The sequence below is a fragment of the Aeromonas sp. OTU364 genome, from assembly GCF_038440395.1.
In the GTDB taxonomy this organism is placed as follows: Bacteria; Pseudomonadota; Gammaproteobacteria; order Enterobacterales; family Aeromonadaceae; genus Aeromonas.
Map to the genome: position 1 here is coordinate 101,016 of NZ_JASATR010000003.1, position 25,865 is coordinate 126,880.

General features: G+C 65.7%; 23 protein-coding genes and 1 other RNA gene. 12 read left to right on the top strand and 12 right to left on the bottom strand.

Annotated features, from left to right (window positions below; translation table 11 throughout):
- Position 1: 1 nt before the first annotated feature.
- The 3 genes from AAHB08_RS04890 (at position 2) to emrD (ending at position 3,723) form a co-directional block, all read left to right on the top strand.
- Positions 2-808: an ABC transporter permease gene (locus tag AAHB08_RS04890; RefSeq protein ID WP_342058291.1), complete on the top strand. Its 807-nt coding sequence runs from the start codon at positions 2-4 to the stop codon at positions 806-808.
- The gene (locus AAHB08_RS04895) at positions 805-2,235 is read left to right on the top strand and encodes an ABC transporter ATP-binding protein (protein ID WP_342058292.1); all 1,431 of its coding nucleotides are present in this window, start codon (positions 805-807) and stop codon (positions 2,233-2,235) included. Before AAHB08_RS04890 ends, AAHB08_RS04895 begins: the two co-directional genes overlap by 4 nt.
- A 288-nt stretch (positions 2,236-2,523) precedes the next feature.
- On the top strand, positions 2,524-3,723 hold the full coding sequence (gene emrD / locus AAHB08_RS04900) for a multidrug efflux MFS transporter EmrD (RefSeq protein WP_342058293.1): 1,200 nt from the start codon (positions 2,524-2,526) through the stop codon (positions 3,721-3,723).
- A gap of 95 nt (positions 3,724-3,818) precedes the next feature.
- On the opposite strand, the gene AAHB08_RS04905 is transcribed toward emrD, so the two are convergent.
- The 8 genes from AAHB08_RS04905 to zapA form a co-directional block, all read right to left on the bottom strand.
- Entirely contained in the window at positions 3,819-4,964 is a 1,146-nt protein-coding gene (locus tag AAHB08_RS04905; RefSeq protein ID WP_342058294.1) for a Gfo/Idh/MocA family protein, read from the bottom strand.
- The gene (locus tag AAHB08_RS04910; RefSeq protein ID WP_342058295.1) at positions 4,961-6,058 is read right to left on the bottom strand and encodes a sugar phosphate isomerase/epimerase family protein; all 1,098 of its coding nucleotides are present in this window, start codon (positions 6,056-6,058) and stop codon (positions 4,961-4,963) included. Before AAHB08_RS04910 ends, AAHB08_RS04905 begins: the two co-directional genes overlap by 4 nt.
- 150 nt (positions 6,059-6,208) lie before the next feature.
- Positions 6,209-7,162, bottom strand: coding sequence for a substrate-binding domain-containing protein (locus AAHB08_RS04915; protein WP_342058296.1), 954 nt, complete (start codon positions 7,160-7,162; stop codon positions 6,209-6,211).
- 115 nt (positions 7,163-7,277) lie between these two features.
- Positions 7,278-8,270, bottom strand: coding sequence for an ABC transporter permease (locus AAHB08_RS04920; protein ID WP_139434228.1), 993 nt, complete (start codon positions 8,268-8,270; stop codon positions 7,278-7,280).
- Positions 8,251-9,738, bottom strand: coding sequence for a sugar ABC transporter ATP-binding protein (locus tag AAHB08_RS04925; RefSeq protein ID WP_342058297.1), 1,488 nt, complete (start codon positions 9,736-9,738; stop codon positions 8,251-8,253). Before AAHB08_RS04925 ends, AAHB08_RS04920 begins: the two co-directional genes overlap by 20 nt.
- Before the next feature lie 48 nt (positions 9,739-9,786).
- Positions 9,787-10,803 carry a LacI family DNA-binding transcriptional regulator gene (locus AAHB08_RS04930; protein ID WP_342058298.1) on the bottom strand — a complete coding sequence of 339 codons (1,017 nt, stop codon included), beginning with the start codon at positions 10,801-10,803 and terminating at the stop codon, positions 9,787-9,789.
- A 203-nt stretch (positions 10,804-11,006) separates the two neighbouring features.
- A non-coding RNA gene (gene ssrS, locus AAHB08_RS04935) (6S RNA) lies at positions 11,007-11,189 on the bottom strand.
- A gap of 16 nt (positions 11,190-11,205) precedes the next feature.
- Complete coding sequence (gene zapA, locus AAHB08_RS04940) at positions 11,206-11,538, bottom strand: cell division protein ZapA (RefSeq protein WP_139434231.1); 333 nt, start codon at positions 11,536-11,538, stop codon at positions 11,206-11,208.
- A gap of 173 nt (positions 11,539-11,711) precedes the next feature.
- Between zapA and AAHB08_RS04945 the strand changes: the two genes are divergently transcribed.
- The 6 genes from AAHB08_RS04945 (at position 11,712) to gcvP (ending at position 20,083) form a co-directional block, all read left to right on the top strand.
- Complete coding sequence (locus AAHB08_RS04945) at positions 11,712-12,281, top strand: UPF0149 family protein (RefSeq protein ID WP_139434232.1); 570 nt, start codon at positions 11,712-11,714, stop codon at positions 12,279-12,281.
- 208 nt (positions 12,282-12,489) lie between these two features.
- Positions 12,490-13,713 carry a 2-octaprenyl-6-methoxyphenyl hydroxylase gene (ubiH, locus tag AAHB08_RS04950; protein WP_342058299.1) on the top strand — a complete coding sequence of 408 codons (1,224 nt, stop codon included), beginning with the start codon at positions 12,490-12,492 and terminating at the stop codon, positions 13,711-13,713.
- 99 nt (positions 13,714-13,812) lie between these two features.
- Positions 13,813-15,033 (top strand): FAD-dependent 2-octaprenylphenol hydroxylase, encoded by a 1,221-nt coding sequence (locus tag AAHB08_RS04955; protein ID WP_342058300.1) that lies wholly within the window; start codon positions 13,813-13,815, stop codon positions 15,031-15,033.
- Between the two features lie 387 nt (positions 15,034-15,420).
- Positions 15,421-16,518, top strand: coding sequence for a glycine cleavage system aminomethyltransferase GcvT (gene gcvT / locus AAHB08_RS04960; RefSeq protein ID WP_342058301.1), 1,098 nt, complete (start codon positions 15,421-15,423; stop codon positions 16,516-16,518).
- Positions 16,519-16,596: 78 nt separating this feature from the next.
- Positions 16,597-16,986, top strand: coding sequence for a glycine cleavage system protein GcvH (gcvH, locus tag AAHB08_RS04965; RefSeq protein WP_005329287.1), 390 nt, complete (start codon positions 16,597-16,599; stop codon positions 16,984-16,986).
- 220 nt (positions 16,987-17,206) lie between these two features.
- Positions 17,207-20,083: an aminomethyl-transferring glycine dehydrogenase gene (gene gcvP / locus AAHB08_RS04970; protein WP_342058302.1), complete on the top strand. Its 2,877-nt coding sequence runs from the start codon at positions 17,207-17,209 to the stop codon at positions 20,081-20,083.
- A 124-nt stretch (positions 20,084-20,207) separates the two neighbouring features.
- On the opposite strand, the gene panB is transcribed toward gcvP, so the two are convergent.
- Entirely contained in the window at positions 20,208-21,074 is an 867-nt protein-coding gene (gene panB, locus AAHB08_RS04975; RefSeq protein WP_342058303.1) for a 3-methyl-2-oxobutanoate hydroxymethyltransferase, read from the bottom strand.
- Positions 21,075-21,692 (bottom strand): LysE family translocator, encoded by a 618-nt coding sequence (locus AAHB08_RS04980; protein ID WP_342058304.1) that lies wholly within the window; start codon positions 21,690-21,692, stop codon positions 21,075-21,077.
- 318 nt (positions 21,693-22,010) lie between these two features.
- On the opposite strand from AAHB08_RS04980, the gene AAHB08_RS04985 reads away from it, so the two are divergent.
- Positions 22,011-22,463: an Lrp/AsnC family transcriptional regulator gene (locus tag AAHB08_RS04985; RefSeq protein ID WP_025327261.1), complete on the top strand. Its 453-nt coding sequence runs from the start codon at positions 22,011-22,013 to the stop codon at positions 22,461-22,463.
- 125 nt (positions 22,464-22,588) lie between these two features.
- On the opposite strand, the gene AAHB08_RS04990 is transcribed toward AAHB08_RS04985, so the two are convergent.
- A complete protein-coding gene (locus tag AAHB08_RS04990; protein WP_342058305.1) occupies positions 22,589-23,074 on the bottom strand; it encodes a VOC family protein in 486 nt (161 codons plus the stop codon).
- Between the two features lie 207 nt (positions 23,075-23,281).
- On the opposite strand from AAHB08_RS04990, the gene AAHB08_RS04995 reads away from it, so the two are divergent.
- Positions 23,282-24,031, top strand: coding sequence for a class I SAM-dependent methyltransferase (locus AAHB08_RS04995; protein WP_342058306.1), 750 nt, complete (start codon positions 23,282-23,284; stop codon positions 24,029-24,031).
- Positions 24,032-24,159: 128 nt separating this feature from the next.
- On the opposite strand, the gene AAHB08_RS05000 is transcribed toward AAHB08_RS04995, so the two are convergent.
- A complete protein-coding gene (locus tag AAHB08_RS05000) occupies positions 24,160-24,405 on the bottom strand; it encodes a hypothetical protein (RefSeq protein WP_025327258.1) in 246 nt (81 codons plus the stop codon).
- Positions 24,406-24,521: 116 nt separating this feature from the next.
- On the opposite strand from AAHB08_RS05000, the gene AAHB08_RS05005 reads away from it, so the two are divergent.
- Positions 24,522-25,814, top strand: coding sequence for an MFS transporter (locus AAHB08_RS05005; protein WP_342058307.1), 1,293 nt, complete (start codon positions 24,522-24,524; stop codon positions 25,812-25,814).
- Positions 25,815-25,865 lie beyond the last annotated feature (51 nt).

Below are 25,865 nucleotides of genomic sequence, written 5' to 3' on the forward strand. Positions count from 1 at the left end.
CATGTCTTTCTCTGTCAAGGCGGGAGCAAGCCTGCTCCTGCTGGTGGTGCTGTTCGCCCTGCTGGGCCCCGTGTTCTGGCCCGATCCCGCCGCCCAGGATCTGGTGCAGTTCCTGGCCGATCCCTCCTGGCAGGAGCCGCTCGGGCGGGATCAGATGGGCCGCAGCCTGATGGCGCGGCTCGCGGCGGCGACCCGGCTCTCCCTGCTGCTGGGGATGTTGTGCGTCCTGACGGCTGCCCTGCTGGGGTCGCTGCTGGGCTGGCTCTCAGCCTGGCGCGGCGGCTGGGTCGACGGCCTGCTGCGCAGCCTGGCCGACGGCGTGCTGGCCCTGCCGAGTCTGCTGCTGGTACTGCTCTTCTCCGCCATGGCCCAGGGGGGCTTCGCCATCCTCTATCTCGGGTTGGCCATGGCCCAGTGGGTGGAGTACTACCGGGTGGTGCGGGCCCGCAGCCGGGCGCTGCTCGCCTCGCCCCAGGTGGAGGCGTCCCGGCTGCTGGGCTTTGGCAACGCCCACATCCTGCGGCGCCACCTCTGGCCCGAGCTGGCCCCCCAGCTGTTGACCATGATGGCCTTTGGCCTCGCGGGGGCCGTCCTGACCCTCTCGACCCTGGGCTTCGTCGGGGTGGGCATCCAGCCACCCACCCCTGAGCTTGGCCTGATGATGACGGAGGCGCTGCCCCACTATCAGGAGGCGCCCCGCCTGCTGCTGGCCCCCATACTGGTGATGGGAGTGATGCTGCTGGCCCTGGTGCTGCTCAATCAGAAGGGCACACTTCATCCTGGATCCGCACAAGGAGTCACCCCATGACGACCATTCATATCAAGGGCCTGCAGGTGGATGACGGCCGACAGACCCTGCTGCAGGCGCTGGATCTCACCCTGCTCCCCGGCAGCGCCTTGACCCTGATAGGGGAGAGCGGCTCGGGCAAATCCCTGCTGGCCCATGCCCTGATGGGGACCCTGCCTGCCCCCCTTCGCGGCCGGGGTGAGATGGCGATGGGCGGCCTGTGCCACAGCCTGGCGGACCCCCAGGCCCTGCGCGCCCTCTGGGGGCGGGAGCTGGCCATGTTGCCCCAGGAGCCGGTGCTGGCGCTGGACCCCACCATGGGGCTGCTGCCCCAGGTGGAGGAGGGCTGGCTGGCGGGCGGCAAGGAGGCGCGCTCACGGGCGCGGGACGCCCTCGAGCGGCTCGGGCTTGCCGGGCGGGAGCGTCACTTTCCGCACCAGCTCTCCGGGGGCATGGCCCAACGCGCTGCCTTTGCCGCCGCCACCCTGGGGCAGGCGCGCCTGCTCATCGCCGACGAGCCCACCAAGGGGCTCGACAGCCGGGCCAGTGCCAGGCTGCAGACATTGCTGCAGGGCTATCTGACCGAGGGGCGCCACCTGCTGACCATCACCCATGATCTCTCCCTGGCCCGGGCGCTGGGGGGCTGGGTGCTGGTGGTCAAGGGGGGTGAGATAGTGGAGCAGGGGCCCGCCGAGCAGGTGCTGCAGGCGCCTTCCCATGCCTACACCCGCGCCCTGCTGGCGGCGGAGCCCTCGGCCTGGCCCGAGGCCGTGCATCCCCCGACCGGCGACTGGCTGCTCAGGGGGGAGGGGCTCGCCATGGGTTACGGGGATCAGACCCTGTTCGAGGGGCTCGACCTGCCACTGGCCCGGGGGGAGCGGCTCGCCATCATGGCGCCGAGCGGTGCGGGCAAGAGCACCCTCGGCAATGTGCTGCTGGGGTTGCAGCACCCGCTGCGAGGGCGGGTGCTGCGCCAGGGGGGCATAGCCCCCCACCGCTGGCAGAAGCTCTATCAGGATCCGGTGCAGGCCTTCGCCAGCCGGGTGCGTCTCGCCACCCAGTTTGACGATCTGCAGCGCCTGCACCGGCTGCCCCGCCAGCCTCTCACCGACTATCTGGCGAAGCTCGGCCTCGATGAGCGGCTGCTGAGCCGGCTGCCGAGCCAGGTCTCCGGGGGGGAGCTGCAACGGCTGTCCCTGATCCGGGCCCTGCTGCTGCGCCCGGTGCTGCTGTTTGCCGACGAGCCCAGTTCCCGGCTCGATCCCCTGAGCCAGCAGCAGACCGTCACCTGCCTGCTGGCGGAGCTGGCGGAGATAGGCTGCGCCCTGCTGCTGGTGACCCATGACGAGGCGCTGGCGGGCAAGGTGGCCGGGCGCTGCCTGCGACTGGGGGCGGCGGGCACCGCCGAGCACGGGCTGGCGCCCGCCGGGTTGGGGCGGGTGGGCTAAGGGGAGCGGGGCGCCTGGGCACAGGCGTCCCGCTCCCCTTCGATGTCAGTTCGACGGGGCCGCAGGCCCCGTCACATTAGAAAAACTTGGGAAAGAAGATTATAAAGATTCGTTCGTTTTTTGTGACATGAATCACTAAGATCACCGCAAGCCAAAGAGCGTCCTGCTCCTGGCGGGTGCGGGTCCTCCGCCTTGCGTTTCACCTTTGATTGACCCTGTTTATTGGATCCCCTCTGCGGTTCTCTGCCAGAGGCGGGCAGCTTTTCGATGATTTTTCGGGACTGAGATATGTATCGGCACAGTTTTTATCCGCTGTTTTTCCTGACCATTCTGATGGTCGCCGTGGGCCAGATGACCCAGACCCTCTATGTGCCCTCCATTCCCATGATGGCGGGGGACTTTCATGTGGCCTCCGGTCAGTTGCAGGCGGTGATGGCCTGCTACCTGATCCCGTACGGCCTCTCCCAGTTCGTCTACGGTCCGCTGTCTGATCGCATCGGCCGCCGCCCCGTGCTGCTCATCGGCATGATGGTGTTTCTGGTGGGTACCCTGACCATTCAGCTGATCCCGCACTTTGCCGCCCTGCTGGCCGGCAGCTTCATCCAGGGACTGGGCACGGGGGCCGGTGGCGCCATGAGCCGGACCGTGATGCGGGATCGCTACAGCGGCGCCGAGCTCAACCGCGCCAACAGCCTGGTGAGCATGGGGGTGATCTTCTCCCCCCTGCTGGCCCCCGTGCTGGGGGGCTGGCTGACCGAGCTGTTCAACTGGCGCGCCGGCTACTGGTTCCTGTTCGGCTTCGGTGCCCTGACCACCCTGGCCCTGCTGGCCTGGTTTGGCGAGACCCTGCCGGCGAGCGCCCGTGAGCAACCACTGCGGGTCGGCGCCGCCTACCGCCACGTGCTCGGCAACCCGCGCTTTCAGGGCAACCTGCTCTGCCTGATGGCGACCTTCGCGGGACTCGCGGTATTCGAAGCGGCGGCCGGGGTGCTGCTCGGCGACGTGCTCAAGCTGAGCGCCCGCACGGTGAGCGTGCTGTTCGTGCTGCCGCTGCCCGGCTACCTGTTCGGCGCCTGGCTCTCGGCCCGCCTGAGCTTTCGCCTGAGCCAGGGCAAGCTGATGCGCCTTGGCATCGCCTTCCTGGGGCTGGGGGCCCTCATCATTCTGGTGCCCGGCCTGTTCGGGGTGGTGAGTGCGGCCTCCCTGGTCGGGGGCGCGGCTGTCTACTTCATCGGCAGCGGCATCCTCTACCCGACCGCCACCTCCTGCGCCATCGAGCCCTTCCCGGGTCAGGCGGGCACCGCCGGGGCCATTCTGGGGGGCATGCAGAACCTGGGGGCCGGTGTGGTCACCCTGCTGGCCGCCAGCTTCCCGATGGAAGGGCAGGTGACCCTGGGGGCCATCATGGTGGTGATGGTGCTGATCGTGGCCCTGAGCTTCCTCTGGCTGCGCCACCATGGCTCCCCCCACGAGCAGATGGCCGTCTGAGGCAGCCAACTCAGGTGAAGAGCCCGCCCTCGTCGGCGGGCTTTTTGTTGTCCGGTGCCTGGGGAGGGCCGCCCGCGGCCTTGCGCCATGGCGGGTCAGGAGAGCGGCAGCCAGCGTCCGTCGGCGGCGTGGCTGGCCAGACTGGTCTCGATGAAGCGCATGCCCGCCACCCCGTCCTCCACCGTGGTGAGCGCCAGGCTCTCGGGGGGCGGGGCCTCCCCGGCCGCCAGGGCGTGGATCTGCAAGGCCGCGTCCGTGTAGAGCTGGGCGAAGGCCTCCAGATAACCCTCGGGATGACCGGCGGGTACCCGGCTGGCATGGGTCGCCGCCGGGCTTGCCACCCGGCCTCGGGTCAGCCGCTGGCTGGCCCCGCCAAGGGGGGTCAGCCAGAGTTCATTCGGTACCTCCTGGCGGAAGATCAGGCCGGCCTTGTCGCCATAGAGGCGGATCTGCAGCCGGTTCTCCTCGCCGCTGGCGACCTGGCTGGCATTGAGTGATCCACGCATCCCCTGGGGGTAGCGCAGCCAGACCTGAAGATGATCGTCCACCCGCCGCCCCGGCACGAAGCTGTGCAGCAGGGCGGCGAGCTCATTTGGCAACTGCCCGGTGATGAAGGCCGCCAGCTGGTAGGCATGGGTGCCGATGTCGCCGAGGCAGCCGGCCCGGCCGGCACGGGTCGGATCGGCCCGCCAGTCCGCCTGCTTGTTCTGACCCGGGGGGATGGGGTTGGCGAGCCAGTCCTGCAGGTATTCGACCTGCACATAGCGCAGCTCCCCCAGCTCGCCGGCGGCGACCAGCTCGCGGGCGTGGCGCACCATGGGGTAGCCGGAGTAGGTGTGGGTCAGGGCAAACAGCCGCCGCCGCTGGCGGGCGAGCCGGGCGAGTTCTTCCCCCTCGGCCAGGGTCAGTGCCAGCGGCTTGTCGCAGATAACGTGGATGCCGGCTTCGAGAAAGGCGCGCGCCACCGGGGCGTGCAGGTGGTTGGGGGTGGTGATGGCCACCACCTCTATGCCGTCGGGTCTGGCCGCCTCGGCCTGGGCCATCCTGGCGTAATCCTGGTAGGCGCGGGCCGGATCCAGCCCGAGGGCGAGGGCGCTTGAGCGGGCGTTGGCGGGGTCGGCGGAGAGGGCGGCGGCGAGCAGCTCATAGTGATCGTCCATGCGGGCCGCCAGTCGATGCACGGCGCCGATGAAGGCCCCCTGGCCGCCGCCGACCATGCCCAGACGCAGTCGTCTCTTCATTTTTTCTCTCCCATCTTGCCGCCCGGATGACCACTCAAGCTATCGCCGAGGCCTAGCAGGCTTCTGACCGTCTCCCGCGCCAGGCCGCTGCCCGCGAAGTCATCGAAGGGGCGCTCGGCGACCCGGATCAGGTGGCGGCGGATGAAGTCGGCCCCCTCGGCGGCGCCATCCTCCGGGTGCTTGAGGGCGCACTCCCACTCCAGCACGGCCCAGCCGGGGTAGTCGTACTGGGCGAGCTTGCTGAAGATGGCGCCAAAGTCTATCTGGCCATCTCCCAGGGAGCGAAAGCGCCCCGCCCGCCCGAGCCAGGGGGCGTAACCCCCATAGACTCCCTGGCGCCCCGAGGGCCTGAATTCCGCATCCTTCACGTGGAAGGCGCGCACCCGCTCGTGATAGAGGTCGAGGAAGGCGAGGTAATCGAGCTGCTGCAACAGCATGTGGCTGGGGTCGTAGAGCACGTTGACCCGAGGGTGGTCGCCGGTCGCCTCGAGGAAGCGCTCCAGCGTGGCGCCATCGAACAGATCCTCCCCCGGGTGCAGCTCGTAGCAGACGTCCACCCCGGCCTCGTCAAAGGCATCGAGCAGGGGGAGCCAGCGGCGGGCGAGTTCGGCGAAGGCCTCCTCGATGAGCCCGGCGGGCCGCTGGGGCCAGGGGTAGAGATAGGGCCAGGCGAGGGCGCCGGAGAAGGTGACGTGGGCGCTGAGGCCAAGCCTTCGAGAGGCGAGGGCGGCCGCCCTGAGCTGCTCGCCGGCCCACTGGGTGCGGGCGGCAGGCTTGCCGCGCAGCGCCGGGGGGGCGAAGCCGTCGAACAGGGCGTCATAGGCGGGATGGACCGCCAGCAGCTGACCCTGCAGATGGGTGGAGAGCTCTGTGATGACCAGCCCCCGCTCGGCCAGCAGGCCGCTTGTCTCGTCGCAATAGTCCTGGCTGGTCGCTGCCAGGGTCAGATCGAACAGGCGCGGATCCGTCGGCAACTGCAGGCCGCGAAAGCCGAGGCCGGCGGCCCAGTCCGCCAGGCCGGTGAGGGTATCAAATGGCGGCTTGTCCCCCATGAACTGGGCGAGGAAGATGGCCGGTCCCTTGATGGTCTTCATGGGCACTCCTGAATAAAGGCAGTTAACCCCCTCCCAGCCTCCTCCTTCACAAGGGGGAGGAGTAAAAACTCCCTCCCCTGCGAAGGGGAGGGTTGGGGTGGGGCCAGGGCTCCCGCGAAGGGGAGGCCGGGGTTCTCACATATGACAGCCTTAGAACGGTGAGTCGGGGAAGTAGAACTCCTTGGCCGTTTGGGGGGTGATCAGCACAGAGGGGATGATGGTGTTGGCCGGCAGGCGTTCACCCTTGAGGCGGGCCTCTGCGGTGAGCATGATGGCGTCGTACATGAACTTGGGGGAGTAGGAGACATTGGCCTGGATGCGGGGATCGCTGCCCTCCATCAGGGTCTTGATCGCCCCCTTGGCCCCGGCGCCACCAAACACCAGCTTGATGTCGGTACGCTTGGCCTGATCGATGGCCTTGATCACCCCCACCGCCATGTCGTCATCGGCGGCCCAGACGGCGTCGATATGCTTGAAGCGGGTCAGGAAGTCCTGCATCACCTTGAAGGCGTCATCCCGGTTCCAGTTGCCATATTTGGCGTCGAGGATCTTGATCTCCCCGTGCTGCTTCATCACGCCGCTGAAGGCGTCGAAGCGCTCGTTGTCCAGGGTGGTGGGAATACCGCGCAGGGCGACTATGTCTCCCTTGCCATTCAAGGTCTTGGCGATGAACTCGGCGGGCAGCTTGCCGAAGGCGGTGTTATCCCCGGCCACGTAGGCATCCTGGGCGCTGGTGTCCGTCAGCCCCCGGTCGACGACGGTGACATAGACCCCCTTCTGCTTGACCTGGGCCACCGGCTTGGTCAGGGAGGCTGACTCGAACGGGAAGATGACCAGCGTGTCTATCTTGTTGACCGTCAGCAGATCCTGCAGCTGGTTGGCCTGCTCCGGGGCATTGGCGGCGGTCTTGACGATCACCTTGAGATCGGGATGGGCCTTCTCCAGATCCTCCTTGGCCTTGTTGGCCCACCAGACGATGCCGGCGGTGAAGCTGTGGGTCGCGGTCGGGATGGAGACCCCCAGGGTCATCTTCTCGGCTGCCGAGGCGCTGCCGGCTGCGATCATCAGGGCGCAGGCGCCCAGGGCGTGTAGCATCTTGTTCATCTTGATAGCCTCTTGACTGTTGGGCTTGTGCCCGTTCCTTGTCTTTGGCGAGGGGAGACCCCGCCACTGGTGTCACTGCCGTTTCTTCGCTTTCGTCTTCCTGTCCACAACAGCCTCAACGCCTGTGTTGCATGAAGGCAACCATGATGATCACTATGCCCTGCACGGCGGCATTGAGGTAAACACTGATGATGCTGGTCAGATTGAGGATATTGCTGATGACCGACAGCAGGATGGCGCCCACAAGGGTGCCGAAGATGCGCCCCTCTCCCCCCCTGAGGGAGGTGCCCCCCACCACCACGGCGGCGATGGCCTCCAGCTCCCACAAGAGCCCAGTGGTGGGCGTGGCTGAGCCCAGGCGCGGCACATAGAGCAGGGTGGCGATGCCGACGCAGAGCCCGAGCAGCGCATAGGTGAGCAGCTTGACCCGATCGACCCGGATGGCGGCGTAGCGCGCCACCTGCTCGTTGGAGCCGATGGCCTGCACATGGCGGCCGAAGGCGGTGCGGTTGAGCAGCAGCCCTCCCGCCAGTGCCACCAGCAGCAGGACCCAGACCGGGATGGGCACCCCCAGCAGGCTGCCGTAATAGACGGGGCTGTAGCTATCGCCGAGGGCATCGTCCAGGGTCAGGGCGCCGCCGTCGGCCAGATAGGTCAGCACGGCCCGAAAGATGCCGAGGGTGCCCAGGGTGACGATGAAGGGTTCAATCCTGCCCCGGGTGATCAGCAGGCCGTGACAGGCGCCAAACAGCAGGCCGAGCAGCAGGGCCAGCCCGATGCCGAGCACGACCACCAGCAGGGGGGCATCCACCAGCACCCCGGCACCAAGCCGGTTCATGATGAGGATCATGGCCCCGGCGATCAGGGCGGCCATGGCGCCCACCGAGAGATCGATGCCGCCGGACATGATAACGAAGGTCATGCCCACCGCTATGATGCCGATGAAGGCGGTGCGGGTCAGCACGTTGAGCAGGTTGTCCAGGGTGGCGAAGTCGGGGTTGAGCAGGGCGCCGAGCAGGCACAGCAGGATCAGCCCGAGCAGCGGGCCACTCCCCGATAGCAGGGAGAGCAACCGCTCTTTGCGGCTGTCAGTGGGTACCGGTTGCATAGGCGATCAACTCCTCTTCGGTCAGATGATGGGCGGGCAGCACCGCCTGGAGGCGGCCGGCCCGCAGCACGGCGACTCTGTGGCACAGGCCGATCAGCTCGACCAGCTCGCTCGAGATGACGATGACGGCGCGCCCCTCGGCGGCCAGTCGCTGGATCAGGAAATAGATGTCACGCTTGGCGCCCACATCCACCCCCCGGGTGGGCTCGTCGAGGACGATGACCCTGGGGTCCGGGTGCAGGAACTTGGCGAGGGCCAGCTTTTGCTGATTGCCCCCCGACATCATGCGGGCCCGGGCCGAGTGGGCGCCGGCCTTGATGCCGAAATCATGGATGGCCCGGGTGAGGGCCGCCTGCTCGGCCCCCTTGTCCAGCCAGGGGTGGGCGTAGCGCGCCAGCGTCATCAGGGTGAGGTTCTCGGCCAGCCCGAGCTGCAGGTGCAGCCCCTTGCCCTTGCGATCCTCCGGCAGATAGGTGAGCCCCTGGCGCATGGCGGCGAGCGGACTGTCGATGCGCACGGCCTTGCCCGCCAGCTGGATGCGACCCCCCTTGCGCTCGCGCAAGCCGAGGATGGCCTCGAAGGCCTCGGTGCGACCGGCCCCCACCAGTCCGGCGAAGCCATAGATCTCGCCGCTGCGCACCTCGAAATCGAGGTCGGCCACCCAGCCGGGGACGCAGAGTCCGTTCACCGCGAGGGCTATCTCTGCGCCCTCCGGCGGTGGCAGCCTGGGGGGGAACATGTCCGACATCTCGCGTCCCACCATGAGGTTGGCCATCTGCTGGCGGGTGAAGGCCGCCGTCTCCCCCCGGCTGACGAAGCGACCATCGCGCATGACCACCACCTCGTCGGTGATCTGCTTGACCTCGTCCAGCTTGTGGGAGATGTAGATGATGGTGGTGCCCTGGGCCCTGAGCCTGGCGATGAGGGCGAACAGCCGCGCCGTCTCCCCCGGGGTCAGGGTGGCGGTCGGCTCATCCATGATCAGCAGGCGGGCCTGCCGTGACAGCGCCTTGGCGATCTCCACCAGCTGCTTCTCCGCCACGATAAGCTGCCGTACCTTGGTGGAAGGGGCGCGTTGCAGCCCGACCTGCTCCAGATAGTGCTGCGCCCGGGTCGCCATGGTGCGCTCGTCCAGCAGGCCGCCCCTGGTCAGTTCATGGCCGAGGAAGAGGTTCTGGGTCAGGGTCAGGTGCTCGGCCAGGTTGAGTTCTTGATGAATGAGCACGATCCCCGCCTGCTCCGCCTCGCGGGAGGAGTGCCAGCTGCGCGCCTCGCCATCGATGCGGATCACCCCGGCGCTGATGGGCTCGTACCCGGCGAGGATCTTCATCAGGGTGGACTTGCCCGCGCCATTCTCCCCCAGCAGGCCGTAGACCCGCCCCGGCGCCAGGCTGAAGTCGACCCCGTGCAGCACCCGGATGGGGCCGAAGTCCTTGCAGACGCCGCTAAATTCGACACCAAGACTCATCGTCTTCTCCTTTGTCTATCTCGCGCACTCTGCCGACGGGGGCTTGCATCAGGCGCTGGCTCTGCTGACGAGCCGATGGGGGAGCAGGCGCCCGATCAGCGGGGTGTCGGGGGCGTTCAGGCGCTGCAGCAGCAGTTGGGCGGCCTCGGCGCCGAGCTCCTCCATGGGTTGCGCCATGGTGGTGAGCGGTGGATTGAGCTGGGCGGCCATGGGTATGTCATCGAAGCCCATGATGGCGATGTCGTCCGGGATGCGCAGCCCCGCCTCCTGCAAGCGGTGCATCAGGCCGATGGCCAGCGCATCGGCGACGGCGAAGATGGCGGTGGGGCGCTGCGGGCAGTCGAGCAGCTGCTGCGCCGCCTCGGCCCCGGCCAGGAAGCTGAGGCTGGTGACCCGGATATTCCACTCATCCACCAGGGTTAGGCCGGCTTCTGCCAGGGCCTGGCGGACCCCGGCCTCTCGCTGGCGGGCGTAGAGGTAGGCGGGATCCGCGCCTATGAGCGCGATCTGGCGATGGCCCCGGCTCAGCAGATAGCGGATCGCCTCCGCCGCCGCCTCCTGATTATCTATGCCCACGTAGGGAACCGGCATGGCGGGGTCAAACTCGCAGCAGGCGACCCAGGGCAGCGCGTTGATCTCCTGGCTCAGTCCCTGCTGGATGGAGTCGGGATCCAGGCAGATGGCGCCGTCGGCTCTGTGGGTGCGCAGCAGCTCGAAGGCCGAGCGCTCCCGGCCCGGATCCGCGCCTGTGTCGCACAGCAGCATGAAGTAGCCGTGCTGGCGGGCCACCCTGTCGATGCCGCGCACTATCTCGATATAGAAGGGGTTGCCGAGGTCGGGCACCATGATGAGCAGCAGCCAGCTTCTGGCGGTGCGCAGGCTGTTGGCCAGCTGATTGACGCGATAGCCGAGCTCGTGGACGGCGCGGTTGACCTTGGCCTGGGTCTTGTCGGTGACCCCCTCCTGATGGTTCAGCACCCTGGATACGGTGGCGACCGACACCCCGGCCCGCGCCGCGACGGCGGCCATGGAGACGGGATTGACAGGGGCGGGGGCGCGGCTCATTCCAGGTTCCTGTGGTTGAAATGTAATCGATTACATTTTTAGGTGACGCAGGGACAGTTCGCAAGGTTGAAATAACAAAAAAATAACAAACGGCTATTGCATTGATATGGTAGGTATTTTTAATGGCGGTTTTGCTGGGGTGGGGGCAGGGCAGGGAGTGAGAATAAAAAAAGCCCGTCATATCAATGACGGGCTCTTGCACTAGGTACCCCGGAGATGCCGTTGCCGGTTTGGGCCCTTGAACCGTGAGTTCAAGGCGGAGTTCTAAACTGGCCGCAGGCTTCTCGGTCGGGCCGAGCATGCGCAATAGTCAGAAGATAGAACTCCTGTTGGGTATGATTATCGGCTCGGGGACTTGAACCGGCTGACGCACACCCCAGGGAATTTTAAAACGGGTCGCGATTAGGGCTTAAGGCCCTCATCGCTGGAATCACCATATTGTCCGTGCTCGATCAAGGCCGCTTCTATGGTGCGCTGCAGCATCTTGATCCGCTTGTCCATGGTCTCAGAGTATTGGTGGTTCTTCTCTTTTTCAAGGCAGAGCTCATGACAGAAATTGAGCGCCGCCATGATGGCAAGCTGTTCATTGCTGGAGACCTTGGAGCGTTGACGCAGCTCGATAAGCTTGTCACTCAGCTGGTCGGCGGCCTGGCGCAGGGCATCCTGTTGTCCCAAGGGACAGGATACCTTGTAGGGACGTCCCAAAATGACGATTTCTACGGCCTCTATGCTCATGCCTTCCTCAATACGGCGGGGCTGATTCCCGCCTTTATCCACGTGGACAACTGGGCGGGACTATATAGGGCAGATGCAGAAGTTTCAAGGCCTTGCTGGCTCTGGGAGGGGGAGAATGCTAGGATCTCGGCCATAATTTTTGCATATTTGCCTGAACTTTGAGCGGATCTTCGATGAGCAAAACGAACCCCCTGAAATACGCGGCCGTGGCCGACCTGATGGAGCAGCACGAGCTGATGGCGACGGCTGTCGAGGCCCATGGCGTGATCTGCGGCCTGGTGTGCGGTGGCGTGGTACTGGATGACAAGAGCTGGCTACCCCCTTTCAACGATCTGATCAACGATGGTTTCGGCCTGCCGGCGCCGGTGCGCCAGGTGATGACAGATCTCTATCAGGGTGTCATCGAGAGCCTGATGGCGCAAAAAGGGGTCGAGCTGCTGCTGCCAAGCGACGAGGCGCCGCTGGACGAGCGCATCGATGCCCTGGTGGACTGGTCCCAGGCCTTCCTGGCCGGTTTCGGCGTGGTGCAGCAGGAGCTCTCCAAGGCCTCCGAGGAGCTGCAGGAGATGATCCAGGACATCGCCAGCATCACCCAGGTCTCTGCGGAGTTCGATCAGGAGGATGACGAGAACGAAGCCTCCTTCCTGGTGCTCTACGAACACGTGCGCCTCGGGGTCATGATGGCGTTCGAGGAGTTTGGCAAGCGCCCGGATACCCCGAGCACCCCGCCGACCCTGCACTGAATCCCGCAAGAGTCCCCACTCGGACATAGAAAAGAGCGCCTGATGGCGCTCTTTTTACCTGACGGCTCCGGGCGGGGCAGGGGAGTGCCAGGCGCTCTCTTGCGGGCCAACTGACGGTGCCAAATCGGTTTTTTGCCCGTGGCCTCGCATCCCGCCCCCCGCCTTTGTGATAGCATTGGCCCACGTTTTTAGCCTATGCCCTCTTCTCATGTCTCATTCTGATCCGGTTCACGTCGACGTGGCTATCGTCGGCGGTGGTATGAGCGGCGCCGTGCTGGCCCTCTCCCTCGCCGCCCTGCAGGGGCCGAGCGGTACTCCCCTGAAGATCCTGCTGCTGGAGGCGAGCGCCCCCGAACTCAATGCCCATCCCGGCTTCGATGCCCGCGCCATCGCGCTGTCCGCCGGCACCTGCGAGGCGCTGGCCCGTCACGGGCTCTGGTCCCGTTTTGCTCCTCACTGCGCCCCCATCACCCATATCCATGTCTCGGATCGGGGCCACTGCGGCCAGACCCGGCTCACGGCGGCGCAGTTTGGTCTGCCCGCCCTCGGCCAGGTGATCGAACTCTCCGCCGCCGGCATAGCGCTGCAGCAGGGGATGGACGCCACCGCGAACATCAGGCTGTGCTGTCCGGCCCAGCTCTCCACCATAGCGCCGCAGGAGGAGGGGGTGACCCTGACCCTCGCCAGCGGCGAACGTTATCAGACCCGGCTGCTGGTGGCGGCCGATGGGGGCAACTCCTTCGTGCGCCAGCACTTCAAGCTGCCGGTCAGTCGCCATGACTATGAGCAGAGCGCCATCATCGCCACGGTCAAGACTGCCGAGGATCCCGCCGGTCGGGCCTTCGAGCGCTTCACCGAAGGGGGGCCGCTGGCGCTGCTGCCCATGCAGGAGGGGCTCTCCTCCCTGGTGTGGAGCGTCCCGCGGGACGAGGCGCAGGCCCTGATGGCGCTGGATGATGCCGCCTTCCTGGCCCGCCTGCAGCAGGCCTTTGGCTGGCGGCTCGGGCGCTTCGTGCGCACAGGGGCGCGCCACCTCTACCCCCTGGTACTGACGGTGGCCGACTATCCCCTGGCCCAGCGCACCGTGCTGGTGGGCAATGCCGCCCACCTGCTGCACCCCATCGCCGGCCAGGGCTTCAACCTCGGCATGCGCGACCTGGACCTGCTCACCCAGGCGGTGGCCCAGGCCCTCGCGGCCGGGGAGGACATCGGCAGTTTCGAGGTGCTGAGCGCTTACTGGCAGCGGCGCAAGGGGGATCAGGAGCAGACCATCTGGCTCACCTCCACCCTGGCCCAGCTCTTCTCCAACGGCCATGCCCCCCTGGTGGCTGGCCGCAATCTGGCACTCTCCCTGATGGAGCGACTGCCCTGGCTGCAGGCGCCGCTTGCCTCCCGTACCCTGGGGTTTGTCGCCGACCTGTGCCGTCAATGAGGTGTGCCCAGAAGAGGCCGCAGCGGACAACTTGATGCGGGGATGCCAGCGGGCGTCCCCCTGCTGATCCTGGCGATCAGCCACGAAAGGATAGAGATGATGCAGATGCAAAATGTGGATGTGGTGATTGTGGGGGGCGGCATGGTGGGCCTTGGGCTCGCCGCCGCCCTCAAGAGCAGCGCGCTCAAGGTCGCCATCGTCGAGGGGCAGTTGCCCGACCCCCAACTCGGGGAGGCACCGGACAACAGGGTCAGCGCCCTGAGCCTCGCCAGTCAGCGCATCCTGCAGGGGGTCGGCGCCTGGGACGGCATAGTGGCGCGCCGCCTGCAAGCCTACGACAGCATGGCGGTGTGGGAGCAGGACAGCTTCGGCCATATCGGCTTTGATGCCGCCAGCCTGCGCCAACCGGCACTCGGCCACATCGTCGAAAACCGGGTCATCCAGCTGGCGCTGCTCGATGCCATTGCGGGGGCGAGCAACATCAGCCTGCTCACCCCGGCCCGGGCCCAGAGCCTGCAAGTGAGCGAGGCGGGGGCCCTGTTGCTGCTGGAAGATGGCCGCGCCCTCTCGGCGCGTGTGGTGGTGGCCGCCGACGGTGCCCACTCCTGGGTGCGCCGTCAGGCGGACATCCCGCTCACCAGCTGGGACTACGGTCACCACGCCCTGGTGGCAACGGTGCGCTGTGCCGAGCCCCACGAGGCGGTGGCGCGCCAGATCTTCACCCCCGAAGGCCCGCTCGCCTTCCTGCCCCTGTGGGAGCCCAACCTCTGCTCCATCGTCTGGTCTGTGCCCGCCGCGCGGGCCGAGGCGCTGTGCGCCCTGGATGACGAAGGCTTCAGTCGCCAGCTCACCACCGCCTTCGATGGGCGCCTCGGGCTGTGCAAGGTGGAGGGGCCCCGCAGCGCCATCCCGCTCACCGCCCGCTACGCCCGGGACTTTGCCCGCGAGCGGCTGGTGCTGGTGGGGGATGCGGCCCACACCATACACCCACTGGCGGGGCAGGGGGTGAACCTCGGTCTGCTGGATGCGGCGGCCCTGGCCGAACAGATCCTCAAGAGCCAGAGCGCGGGGGCGGATATCGGCCTGTTGGCCAACCTGCGCGGCTATGAGCGCTGGCGCAAGAGCGAGGCCGCCCGCATGCTGGCGGCGATGGAAGGGCTCAAGCGGCTATTTGGTGGCAGCCACCCCCTCAAGAAGCTGGTGCGCGGGGTGGGATTGCGGGCCGTCGATGGCCTGGCGCCGCTCAAGCACAGCGTGATCCGGGCCGCCATGGGGTTGGAGGGTGAGCTGCCTGCCCTGGCCAAGGGTGAAAAAATCTAATCTTACTCCCGGGTTTTGACAATAAAACTAATCTGACAAGGCTGAATGCCCCTCCGGGGTGTCAGCCTTTAATGTTGGCGGGAAGCGAAACGTTTTTCTGTAAATTGTGACGTAACGGTAAAAATCAACATTAAATCTCGCGCATGCCGGGTTTGTACTGTTTTTATCACTGTTTTTGTCTTAGTGTCTGGTGTCAGTTTGTCGGTGCGGTATTAGTTTTTTTTGAGCGGCACCCAGGCGCTCTTGTCATATAATCCGCACCGTTCAAGGAATCACTCCTGCCCCACGGGTGGGAACGAGCACAGACCTTGTGGTCCGCCCTCCCGCTGTGCTGGGGAGCCGGAGCGGATTGCGAGCGTTGTCGCGAACGCTTAAGGAAACACAGCGATGATCCAGACTACTGTACTGCATCCCAAACACCTGGAAGCTGGCGCCAAGATGGTGGACTTCCACGGTTGGGAAATGCCCATCAACTACGGCTCCCAGCTGGAAGAGCACCACGCGGTGCGCAGCGATGCGGGCATGTTCGATGTCTCCCACATGACCATAGTCGACCTGACCGGCGAGCGGGTCAAAGCCTTCCTGCAACACCTGCTGGCCAACGACGTGGCCAAGCTCACCGTCCCCGGCAAGGCCCTCTACAGCGGCATGCTCAACACGGAAGGCGGCGTCATCGATGACCTCATCACCTATTATCTTGGCGATACGTTTTACCGCCTGGTGGTGAACTCCGCCACCCGCGAGAAGGATCTGGCCTGGATCCGCCACCACGCCATCGACTTTGCCGTGAGTGTGACCGAGCGCCCCGAGCTTGCCATGATCGCGGTGCAGGGCCCCCACGCCAAGGCCAAGGCGGCCAAGGTGTTTACCCCTGAGCAGAATGCGGCGGTCGAGGGCATGAAACCCTTCTTCGGCGTGCAGGCCGGGGATCTCTTCATCGCCACCACCGGCTACACAGGTGAAGACGGTTACGAGATAGTGGTGCCGCAAGAGAAGGCGTGCGATCTGTGGCAGGCCCTGCTGGACAACGGCGTGGCCCCTTGCGGCCTGGGTGCCCGTGATACCCTGCGCCTCGAAGCCGGCATGAATCTCTACGGCCAGGACATGGACGAGAGCATCAGTCCGCTCGCCGCCAACATGGCCTGGACCCTGGCTTTTGAGCCTGCCTCCCGCCAGTTTATCGGCCGCGCCGCCCTGGAGGCCCAGAAGGCCGCCGGCACTAGCCCTAAGCTGGTGGGTCTGGTGATGGAAGAGAAAGGGGTGCTGCGTGCCGGCATGCCGGTCACCTTCACCAGCGCGAGCGGTGAGCAGCGTGAAGGGGTGATCACCTCGGGCTCCTTCTCCCCCACCCTGGGTTACAGCATCGCCCTGGCGCGGGTGCCCCGCGACATCGGCCCTGAAGCCCAGGTCGAGATCCGCAAGAAGCTGGTCACAGTGAAGGTCACCAAGCCGGCCTTCGTGCGCAACGGCCAGCCCCTGGTGTAATGATTGATTGCGGCGAAGGGGTGTCCCTTCGCCGACCCATTTTTGTTGAAGCGATCCAAGAGCATAAAGGAAGCACAAATGAGCCATATCCCGAGCGAACTGAAATATGCCACCTCCCACGAGTGGGTTCGTGTTGAAGCCAACGGCGAAGCCGTGGTCGGTATCACCGAGCACGCCCAGGATCTGCTGGGAGACATGGTGTTCGTCGATCTGCCGGAAGTGGGCAAGCAGGTGAGTGCCGGCGAAGATTGCGCCGTGGCCGAGTCTGTCAAGGCCGCCTCCGACATCTACAGCCCGGTGAGCGGCGAGATCCTGGCCATCAACGAAGAGCTGGAAGGCAGCCCCGAGCTGGTCAACTCCGACCCCTACGGCGCTGGCTGGCTGTTCCGCATCAAGCTGGACGACGCGGGCGAGCTCGCCAACCTGCTGGATGCCGAAGGCTACCAGAACGTGGTGGACGAAGAGTAATGCCCCCGGGCCCTGCCAACACAGCAGGGCCCTCTTGTATGACTGCCATCCTGCGGCCATGGAGGTTGCAGGAAGGGCGCAGCCTTTGCGCCTTCGGGATGCCCTTGCCGCATTCCCCGTCTGCCTGCGGCGGACACAGAACATGAGTGGAGCCGGTTTCCGCCGGCTATCAGGAACATCAGGTCTTGGTTATCAGGACTTAATACCAGGAAATAGGGAAATGACCCAGTCACTGTTTGAACTCGAGCAAAAAACCGATTTCATCCGCCGTCACATCGGCCCGGGTGAGGAAGAAGTGCGGGCCCTGCTCGCCACCGTGGGGGCCGAGAGCCTGGACGATCTGATTGAGCAGACTGTCCCCGCCGCCATCCGTCGCCCGGGCCCGCTCGGCATCGGCGCTCCCATGACCGAAGTGGAGGCCCTGGCCAAGCTCAAGGGCTATGCCGCCAAGAACCAGATCGCCAAGAGCTACATCGGCATGGGCTATCACGACACCCACGTGCCCCACGTCATCTTGCGCAACGTCCTGGAAAACCCGGGCTGGTACACCGCCTACACCCCCTATCAGCCGGAGCTGGCCCAGGGCCGTCTCGAGGCGCTGCTGAACTTCCAGCAGCTCACCCTGGACTTGACCGGCATGGATCTGGCGAGTGCCTCCCTGCTCGATGAAGCCACCGCCGCCGCCGAAGCCATGGCGCTGGCCAAGCGCATGGCCAAGTCCAAGTCCAACCTCTTCTTCGTGGCCGACGACGTACACCCCCAGGTGATCGACGTGGTCAAGGAGCGCGCGGTGCACTTCGGTTTCGACGTGGCGGTGGGCCCCGCCTCTGACGCGGTGAGCGAAGAGGTGTTTGGTGCCATGTTCCAGTACCCGGGCACCACAGGCCAGGTGACCGATCTGCGTTCCCTGATCGCCGCCGTCCAGGCCCAGAAGGGGCTGGCCTGCGTCGGGACCGACATGCTCTCCCTGCTGCTGCTCAAATCCCCGGGTGAACTGGGTGCCGACGTGGTGTTCGGCTCTGCCCAGCGCTTCGGTGTGCCCATGGGTTACGGTGGCCCCCACGCGGCCTTCTTCGCCACCCGCGATGCCTACAAGCGCTCCATGCCGGGCCGCATCATAGGCGTCTCCAAGGATGCCCGTGGCAAGAACGCCCTGCGCATGGCGATGCAGACCCGCGAGCAGCATATCCGCCGCGAGAAGGCGAACTCCAACATCTGTACCGCCCAGGTGCTGCTGGCCAACATGGCGAGCTTCTACGCCGTCTACCACGGCCCGGTGGGGCTCAAGACCATCGCCTCCCGCGTCCATCGCCTGACCAGCATCCTGGCGCTCGGCCTCAAGGCCAAGGGCCTGGCCCTCAAGCACGACAGCTGGTTCGACACCCTCACCGTGCTGACCGCAGGCAAATCAGAGCTGATTGCCAAGGCCGAAGGGCTGGGCATCAACCTGCGCGCGGATCTGGACGGCGCCGTCGGTGTGTCCCTCTCCGAGACCACCACCCGTGGCGACGTGGCCGAGCTGTTTGATCTGTTCCTCGGCCAAGGCCACGGCCTGGATATCGAGGCCCTCGACAAGGCCACCCAGGGCCATCAGGCCATCCCGCAGGATCTGCTGCGCACCGACGCCGTGCTGACCCACGAGGTGTTCAACAAGTACCACTCCGAGACCGAGATGCTGCGCTACATCCACCGTCTCGAAGCGAAAGATCTGGCCCTGAACTACGCCATGATCTCCCTGGGCTCCTGCACCATGAAGCTCAACGCCACCGCCGAGATGATCCCGGTGACCTGGCCCGAGTTCGGCAAGCTGCACCCCTTCGCGCCGCTGGCCCAGACCCAGGGCTACCAGCTGCTGCTGGCAGACCTCGAAGACTGGCTGGTGAAGGTGACAGGTTATGACGCCGTCTGCATGCAGCCCAACTCCGGTGCCCAGGGCGAGTACGCGGGCCTGCTCGCCATCAAGAAGTACCACGAGTCCCGCGGCGAGGGGCATCGCGATGTCTGCCTGATCCCGGCCTCCGCTCACGGCACCAACCCGGCCTCCGCCCAGATGGCGGGCCTCAAGGTCATCGTCACCGCCTGCGACAAGGCCGGCAACGTGGATCTGGACGACCTGCGCGCCAAGGCTGCCGAGGTGGGGGACCAGCTCTCCTGCCTGATGGTGACCTACCCCTCCACCCACGGGGTGTACGAGGAGACCATCAAGGAGGTGTGCGACATCGTTCACCAGTATGGTGGTCAGGTCTATCTGGACGGTGCCAACATGAACGCCCAGGTCGGGCTGACAGCGCCAGGTTTTATCGGTGCTGACGTCTCTCACCTCAACCTGCACAAGACCTTCGCCATTCCCCACGGCGGTGGCGGCCCTGGCATGGGCCCCATCGGCGTGAAGCAGCACCTGGCACCCTTCGTGGCCGGCCACGCCGTGGTCAAGACAGATAAAGAGAGCCGTGACAACGGCGCCGTGTCTGCCGCCCCGTTCGGCTCGGCCAGCATTTTGCCCATCAGCTGGATGTACATTGCCATGCTGGGGGATGAGGGGCTCAAGAAATCCACCCAGGTCGCCATCCTCAACGCCAACTACCTGGCCAAGAAGCTCGGCGACTCCTTCCCCGTGCTCTACACCGGGCGCAACGGCCGGGTGGCCCACGAGTGCATTCTGGACATCCGCCCGCTCAAGGAGGCCTCCGGCATCAGCGAGATGGACGTGGCCAAGCGCCTGATGGACTACGGCTTCCACGCGCCGACCATGAGCTTCCCGGTGGCGGGTACCCTGATGGTCGAGCCGACCGAATCCGAATCCAAGCGCGAGCTGGATCGCTTCGTGGAAGCCATGACCGCCATCCGTGCCGAGATAGCCCGGGTGCAGGACGGCCACTGGAGCCTGACCGACAACCCCCTGGTCCATGCGCCGCACACCCAGGATGACGTCATGGACGAGCAGTGGAGTCGCGGTTACACCCGCGCCGAAGCTGTCTTCCCGTCTGACGCCGTGCGCGCCAGCAAGCTGTGGCCCTCGGTCAACCGCATCGACGACGTCTACGGCGATCGCAACCTGTTCTGCTCCTGCGTCCCGACCGAAGATTACGCCAAGTAATCGTCATGAAGGGGGCATTCGAGCCCAGGCAACAAAAGACCACCCCCAGGGGTGGTCTTTTTTTATCTTCAATCCGTGGTTCTCACCCCTTTCCCGGGCGTGCCTGTGACGCTCGTCCCTGGCCTCAGAAGCTGTGCTCTGGGCCGGGGAAGGCGCCCGCCCCGACATCGGCGGCGTAGTCGCGCGCCGCCTGGTGCAGCAGGGTGCGCATGTCGGCGTACTGCTTGACGAAGCGTGGCAGGTGCCCGGTTCGCAAGCCGGCCATGTCTTGCCAGACCAGCACCTGGGCATCGCAGTGGACTCCGGCGCCTATGCCTACTGTGGGGATGGCGACCGCCGCCGTGATCCTCTCGGCCAGCTCGGCTGGCACCATCTCGATGAGCAGGGCGAAGGCGCCAGCGGCTTCGAAGGCGAGGGCGGTGTCGACAAGCTGCTGGCCATCCTCGCCGCGTCCTTGCACGCGGTAGCCACCGAGTTGATGCTCCGCCTGCGGAGTGAAGCCGATGTGGGCCATCACCGGGATACCCGCGCTCACCAGTTTTTCCACCTGGGGCAGCATCTGCTTGCCCCCCTCGAGCTTCACGGCGTGGGCGCCGGCTTCCTTCATGAAGCGAACCGCAGTATGAAAACACTGCTCGGCCGAGCCCTGATAGGAACCAAAGGGGAGATCCGCTATCACCAGCGGGCGGCGGGTAGAACGGGTCACGGCCCGTACCAGCGGGAGCAGCTCGTCCACCGTGACCGGAAGCGAGGTCTCGTTGCCATAGACGTTGTTGGAGGCGGAGTCTCCCACCAGCAGCACCGGGATCCCCGCCTCTTCAAAAATGGCGGCGGTATACATGTCGTACGCGGTCAGCATGGCCCACTTCTGTCCCAGCGCCTTCATCTGCTGGAGGTGAGGGATCCGGATGCGGGAGACGGCCCGGGTGTTTTGACCGTATGGGGAGGCGTGTTCACTCATGTTGGGGTTCTCGCGGGGTTGGAATGACATTCAGGGGAAGACCTGATCGACGAACAGGAGCATGGCAATGACGATCATGGCCGCGCCGGAGAGCTGGCTCACTCTGCGCGCCGCCAGGGGGCGGGTGCTGAGTATGGCCTGGGCGCCGTACCCCACCAGCAGGTAGACGATGGCGCAGCTGGCGACATGGACCAGTCCGAGCGCGACTATCTGTCCCGGCACCGGCCAGGGGGCGGCGGGATCGGTGAACTGGGGCAGCAGTGCCAGGAACAGCAGGAAGACCTTGGGATTGAGGCCGCTCACGCAGATGCCCTTGAGGGTCCAGTGGTGCCAGGCCCCCGGGCTCTGATCCTTGTCCGCCGCTGGCATGGCGGGGTGCAGTAACAGGTTGATGCCGAGCCAGAGCAGGTAGGCCGCCCCCAGGAGGGTGAGCAGGCTGAGTGCCAGCGGGTTGCTTGCCACCAGGGCACCGACCCCGGCGGCCACGATCAGGATGGCCGTCAGGTGGCCGAGCAGCAGCCCGGTCACGGCGGGGATCACCACTCGTCCCCGCATGCCTGCCGAGATCGCATAGGCCCAGTCCACCCCCGGGGTGATGACGAACAGGATGGAGACCGCCCAGAAGGCGCCAAAGAGAGCGAGTGTCATGATGAGGAGACCTCCTGCAAGGGGGGCGTCGCCGTGCGTGCAAGCGGCCAACTTCTGATGGTCCTGGCCGGGTCAGTGGATGGGCGGATTCGTCCGTGGTGTTTGGCCTGCCGGCGCAGGGCAGGGGACTCCCTCATGGCCAGCGCAACGAAGCCACCGTCAAGGGGTTCGCGATTCATCTTCTCTCTCCTGTGTGGGTATGATACTGAGGTTGAAACTGCCAATCCTCTTCCAAGATTGAAAAGAATATCCCCCGATGATTAGAATGTGCTGTCTGATATTTGCCAATATTGCTCTATAAATGGGAAGATTTTCCAAATGGATAGAATTGATCGCAGGATCCTTGCCGAGCTGCAGTCTGACGGGCGCCTCTCCGTCACCGAGCTGGCCGAACGGATCGGGCTCAGCGTCTCCCCTTGTCACCGGCGGGTGCGTGCCCTCGAGGAGGCGGGGGTGATCAGGGGCTATCGCGCACAGCTCGATCCCGGCAACCTCGGCCTTAACTTCTCCGCCATCGTCTTTGTCACCCTGAGGGAGGGGGATCGCCAGGCCGTCGCCACTTTCGAACAAGCCCTGGTGGCGATCCCCCAGGTCATTCAGGCACAGCGTCTCTTCGGCGATCCCGATTACCTGCTGAACGTCATCACCCGGGATCTTCCCGCCTTCCAGCGCTTGTATGATGAGCAGCTCTCGGCGCTGCCGAGCGTCCAGCGACTCACCTCGACCCTCGTCATGAAGAGCGTGGTGCAGGAGCGGTCGCTGCCCCTTTGAACTGATGGCCAAGAACGGAAGAGGGGTCACCCGGTGCTGCGCGCTCGCCAAGACCCCCATGGACAACAGACCCCGCCTGTTGGCGGGGCCTGTTCGTTGGCATGGCGGTGGTGCTGAATGGGCGCTCAGCCCCGGCGCGCCGCCTCGATGGCGGCGATATCTATCTTGCCCATCTGCATCATGGCCTCGAAGGCGCGTCTCGCTGCCTCGGGGTCGGGATCGGTGATCGCCTCGGTGAGGGCCAGGGGGGTGATCTGCCAGGAGATGCCCCACTTGTCCTGGCACCAGCCGCACTCGCTCGCCTGACCGCCATGGTCGATGATGGCGTCCCAGTAGCGATCCGTCTCGGCCTGGGTCTGGGTGGCCACCTGGAACGAGAAGGCCCAGCTGTGGCTGACCCCGGGGCCGCCGTTGAGCCCGAGGCAGGGGATCCCCATCACCCTGAACTCGACCGTCAGCACGTCCCCTTTCTTGCCGGCGGGGTAGTCGGCAGGGGCGCGGTGCACGGCGTCGACCGCGGAGTCGGGGAAGAGGCTTGCGTAAAACCGTGCCGCCTCCTCGGCATCCCCGTCATACCAGAGGCAGATCCTGTTCTTTGCGGCTGTCATCATCTCGTGGCTCCTGTCCGTTGCTGTCATCCTGTGCCCCTCCCATTCTCTTGCCCCAGTGGTTGCTACCTGGCGCCCTCTGTTGCCAGCCGGGGAGTTGCATGATGTCGTCAAGTGTAGTGGCATAGGGATCCGGGCCGCCCGGTTTGGTGGGCAGAGCCACAGGCTGGGCGATCGGATGCCCCGCCAATGACAGGAGAGGTGTGTGCGATGGACAGTACCCAGCGATTCTCGACCCGGGTCGAGGCTTATGTGAAGTACCGCCCCGGTTATCCGGCGGCCATGCTGGACTTTCTGGCCCAGGAGCTTGCCATGGGGCCCAAGGCCCAGGTGGCCGACATAGGGGCGGGCACCGGCATCCTGACCGCCCTGCTCGCACCCCGGGTGGCGCGGGTCTGGGCGGTGGAGCCCAATGACGAGATGCGCGCCGCCGCCAGGCGGCTGCTGGCGGAGGTGGGCAACATCGGCTGGTCCCACGGCAGTGCGGAGGCCACCGGCCTGCCGACGGGCTCGGTGGATCTGGTGGCGGTCGCCCAGGCGTTTCACTGGTTCGATCGCACCGCCTTTCGGCAGGAGTGCCAGCGGCTGCTCAGACCCGGTGGCCGGGTCGCCCTCATCTGGAATGACAGGCTGACCGACACCCCGTTTCTCAAGGCCTATGAGGAGGGGTTGCACGCCTATTCGGGGGATTACGAGGAGGTCAATCATCGCAACCTAAGCGAGCACGACTTTAGTGCCTTCTTCGAGGGGGAGTACCGGCTCGATCGCTTTGAAAACCGCCAGCTGTTCGATCTGGACGGCGTGCTGGGGCGGCTCAACTCCTCCTCCTATGCCCCCGCCGTCGGCACCCCGGCCCATGAGCAGATGACGGCCCTCATCCGCCGCGAGTTTGCACGTCATGCCGTTCACGGCAAGATAGCCTTCAACTATTGCACCCTGGTCTACAGTGGCCGGGTTTAGCCCCGGCAAGCGCTAAAAACCCGCAGTGAAAAGGCCCCCGCCAGTGATGGCGAGGGCCTTGTTTCATCTGGACTGCCTGTCGCATCCGGGCGGTGCGAAGCAGACAGTCGCGCGGGGCATGGGCAGTGTCAGCCTTGATCGATGCCCAGGATGGCCATGGCCTTGGCCAGGGTATCGACGGATTCCTGATGCTTGCCCGCGTTATGCAGGGTCTCACCTTCGGCCCTGAGCTGCTTCACCTCGGCCAGTTTCTCGGCACTGAGGGCGGGGTTCGTGGCCAGGGCATCATCAATCTTCTTCATGTCCATGGGGCAGTGGAAGGCGATGGCGCTCCCGGCGAAGAGCAGGGCTGCCAACAACAGCATGAGTCTCATCTTGACGACCTCCTTGATGGGATCCCGTTAAGAATAGTCCGGGAGGGCCGGGACTATCGGGTTGAACCGGGCAAGAAACAGACGCTACCATGATCTTTTCGTCACGAGGAGGCGTCATGACACTCACAAGGTTGCTGTCACCCCTGACCAGTCTGGTGATCTTCATTCTGGGTCACGGCATGTTCAATACCCTGCTGACGGTGCGTCTCTCGGCCGAACAGGTGTCGGTGCAGGCCATCGGCCTGGTGTCGGCCGCCTACTTCGGTGGCCTGGTGCTGGGGGCCTTCATCAACGCCCGTCTCATCATACGAGTGGGTCATATCCGGGCCTATGCGGCCTATGCCTCCCTGCTCTGTTTCCTGTTCCTGCTGCACGGCATGGTGGTGGAGCCCGTCACCTGGGCGGCGCTGCGGCTGCTGGGGGGCTTTGCCACCGGCGGCCTGTTCGTGGTGCTGGAGTCCTGGATGCTGGTCTCAAGCACCCCGGCGAACCGGGGCCGGTTGATGTCCCTCTACATGATCCTGCTCTACGGTTCACTCGCCCTGGGCCAGTTGCTGCTCAAGTGGGTGGATCCCATGGTGCTGACGCCGTTTGCCCTGTGCGCCATGGCCGCCACCCTCTCCGTGGTGCCGCTCGCCCTCTCCCGGGTGGCCACCCCTGCCATGGTGGCGCCCCAGCCGGTGGGGGTGCTGGAGCTTGTCCGGCTCACCCCGGCGGGCATGGGCAGCAGCTTCACCTCGGGCCTCATCCTCGGGGCCATCTATGGCCTGCTGCCGCTCTACTTTACCGACAGCGGCGCCTCGCTCTCCCGGGTGGCGGACATGATGGCGCTGGTGATCCTGGGGGGCATGTGCCTGCAATACCCCATAGGGCGGATGTCCGACCGCTATGACAGGCGGCTGGTGATCCTGCTGCTGTGCGGGGCGCTGACCCTGCTCGCCCTGCTGATGGTGCTGCTGCCCGGGGCGTGGCGCGAGCCGATCGCGGGTGTCCTGGTGTTCCTGTTGGGGGGAATGGCGTTCTCCATCTACCCCTTGAGCCTCAGCCACGCCTGCGACGAGTTGCGCCCGGATCAGGTGCTGGGGGCCAATCAGGGGCTGCTGCTCGCCTACAGCCTGGGGGCCATGATAGGGCCGCTGCTGGCGCCCTTCGTCATGTTGCAGTTCGGGCCAGAGGGGCTGTTCGTCTACTTTGCCCTGTGCGGTGCCCTGCTGGCGGGCTATCTGGGCTGGCGCCGGCGGCAGCGGGCACCCATTCCCCTGGCCGAGCACCAGGTGTTCATGCCGGTGCCGCCCAATACCCCCATGACGGCGGAGCTGGAGCCGAGAACGGATCTGGAAGGGGAGGCGGTGCCCGCAAGCTATGCCACGCCCGAGTTGGAGGGAACGGAGGAGCCGCAGGTTCGCTGAGGCAGCCAGCCCGAAGACACGCATAAAAAAGCCGACTCCAGGGAGTCGGCT

Coding starts and splice junctions, on each gene's coding strand:
- AAHB08_RS04890 (WP_342058291.1), top strand. CDS start 2: ATGTCTTTCTCTGTCAAGGCGGGAGCAAGCCTGCTCCTGCTGGTGGTG.
- AAHB08_RS04895 (WP_342058292.1), top strand. CDS start 805: ATGACGACCATTCATATCAAGGGCCTGCAGGTGGATGACGGCCGACAG.
- emrD (WP_342058293.1), top strand. CDS start 2,524: ATGTATCGGCACAGTTTTTATCCGCTGTTTTTCCTGACCATTCTGATG.
- AAHB08_RS04905 (WP_342058294.1), bottom strand. CDS start 4,964: ATGAAGAGACGACTGCGTCTGGGCATGGTCGGCGGCGGCCAGGGGGCC.
- AAHB08_RS04910 (WP_342058295.1), bottom strand. CDS start 6,058: ATGAAGACCATCAAGGGACCGGCCATCTTCCTCGCCCAGTTCATGGGG.
- AAHB08_RS04915 (WP_342058296.1), bottom strand. CDS start 7,162: ATGAACAAGATGCTACACGCCCTGGGCGCCTGCGCCCTGATGATCGCA.
- AAHB08_RS04920 (WP_139434228.1), bottom strand. CDS start 8,270: ATGCAACCGGTACCCACTGACAGCCGCAAAGAGCGGTTGCTCTCCCTG.
- AAHB08_RS04925 (WP_342058297.1), bottom strand. CDS start 9,738: ATGAGTCTTGGTGTCGAATTTAGCGGCGTCTGCAAGGACTTCGGCCCC.
- AAHB08_RS04930 (WP_342058298.1), bottom strand. CDS start 10,803: ATGAGCCGCGCCCCCGCCCCTGTCAATCCCGTCTCCATGGCCGCCGTC.
- zapA (WP_139434231.1), bottom strand. CDS start 11,538: ATGAGCATAGAGGCCGTAGAAATCGTCATTTTGGGACGTCCCTACAAG.
- AAHB08_RS04945 (WP_139434232.1), top strand. CDS start 11,712: ATGAGCAAAACGAACCCCCTGAAATACGCGGCCGTGGCCGACCTGATG.
- ubiH (WP_342058299.1), top strand. CDS start 12,490: ATGTCTCATTCTGATCCGGTTCACGTCGACGTGGCTATCGTCGGCGGT.
- AAHB08_RS04955 (WP_342058300.1), top strand. CDS start 13,813: ATGCAGATGCAAAATGTGGATGTGGTGATTGTGGGGGGCGGCATGGTG.
- gcvT (WP_342058301.1), top strand. CDS start 15,421: ATGATCCAGACTACTGTACTGCATCCCAAACACCTGGAAGCTGGCGCC.
- gcvH (WP_005329287.1), top strand. CDS start 16,597: ATGAGCCATATCCCGAGCGAACTGAAATATGCCACCTCCCACGAGTGG.
- gcvP (WP_342058302.1), top strand. CDS start 17,207: ATGACCCAGTCACTGTTTGAACTCGAGCAAAAAACCGATTTCATCCGC.
- panB (WP_342058303.1), bottom strand. CDS start 21,074: ATGTCATTCCAACCCCGCGAGAACCCCAACATGAGTGAACACGCCTCC.
- AAHB08_RS04980 (WP_342058304.1), bottom strand. CDS start 21,692: ATGACACTCGCTCTCTTTGGCGCCTTCTGGGCGGTCTCCATCCTGTTC.
- AAHB08_RS04985 (WP_025327261.1), top strand. CDS start 22,011: ATGGATAGAATTGATCGCAGGATCCTTGCCGAGCTGCAGTCTGACGGG.
- AAHB08_RS04990 (WP_342058305.1), bottom strand. CDS start 23,074: ATGATGACAGCCGCAAAGAACAGGATCTGCCTCTGGTATGACGGGGAT.
- AAHB08_RS04995 (WP_342058306.1), top strand. CDS start 23,282: ATGGACAGTACCCAGCGATTCTCGACCCGGGTCGAGGCTTATGTGAAG.
- AAHB08_RS05000 (WP_025327258.1), bottom strand. CDS start 24,405: ATGAGACTCATGCTGTTGTTGGCAGCCCTGCTCTTCGCCGGGAGCGCC.
- AAHB08_RS05005 (WP_342058307.1), top strand. CDS start 24,522: ATGACACTCACAAGGTTGCTGTCACCCCTGACCAGTCTGGTGATCTTC.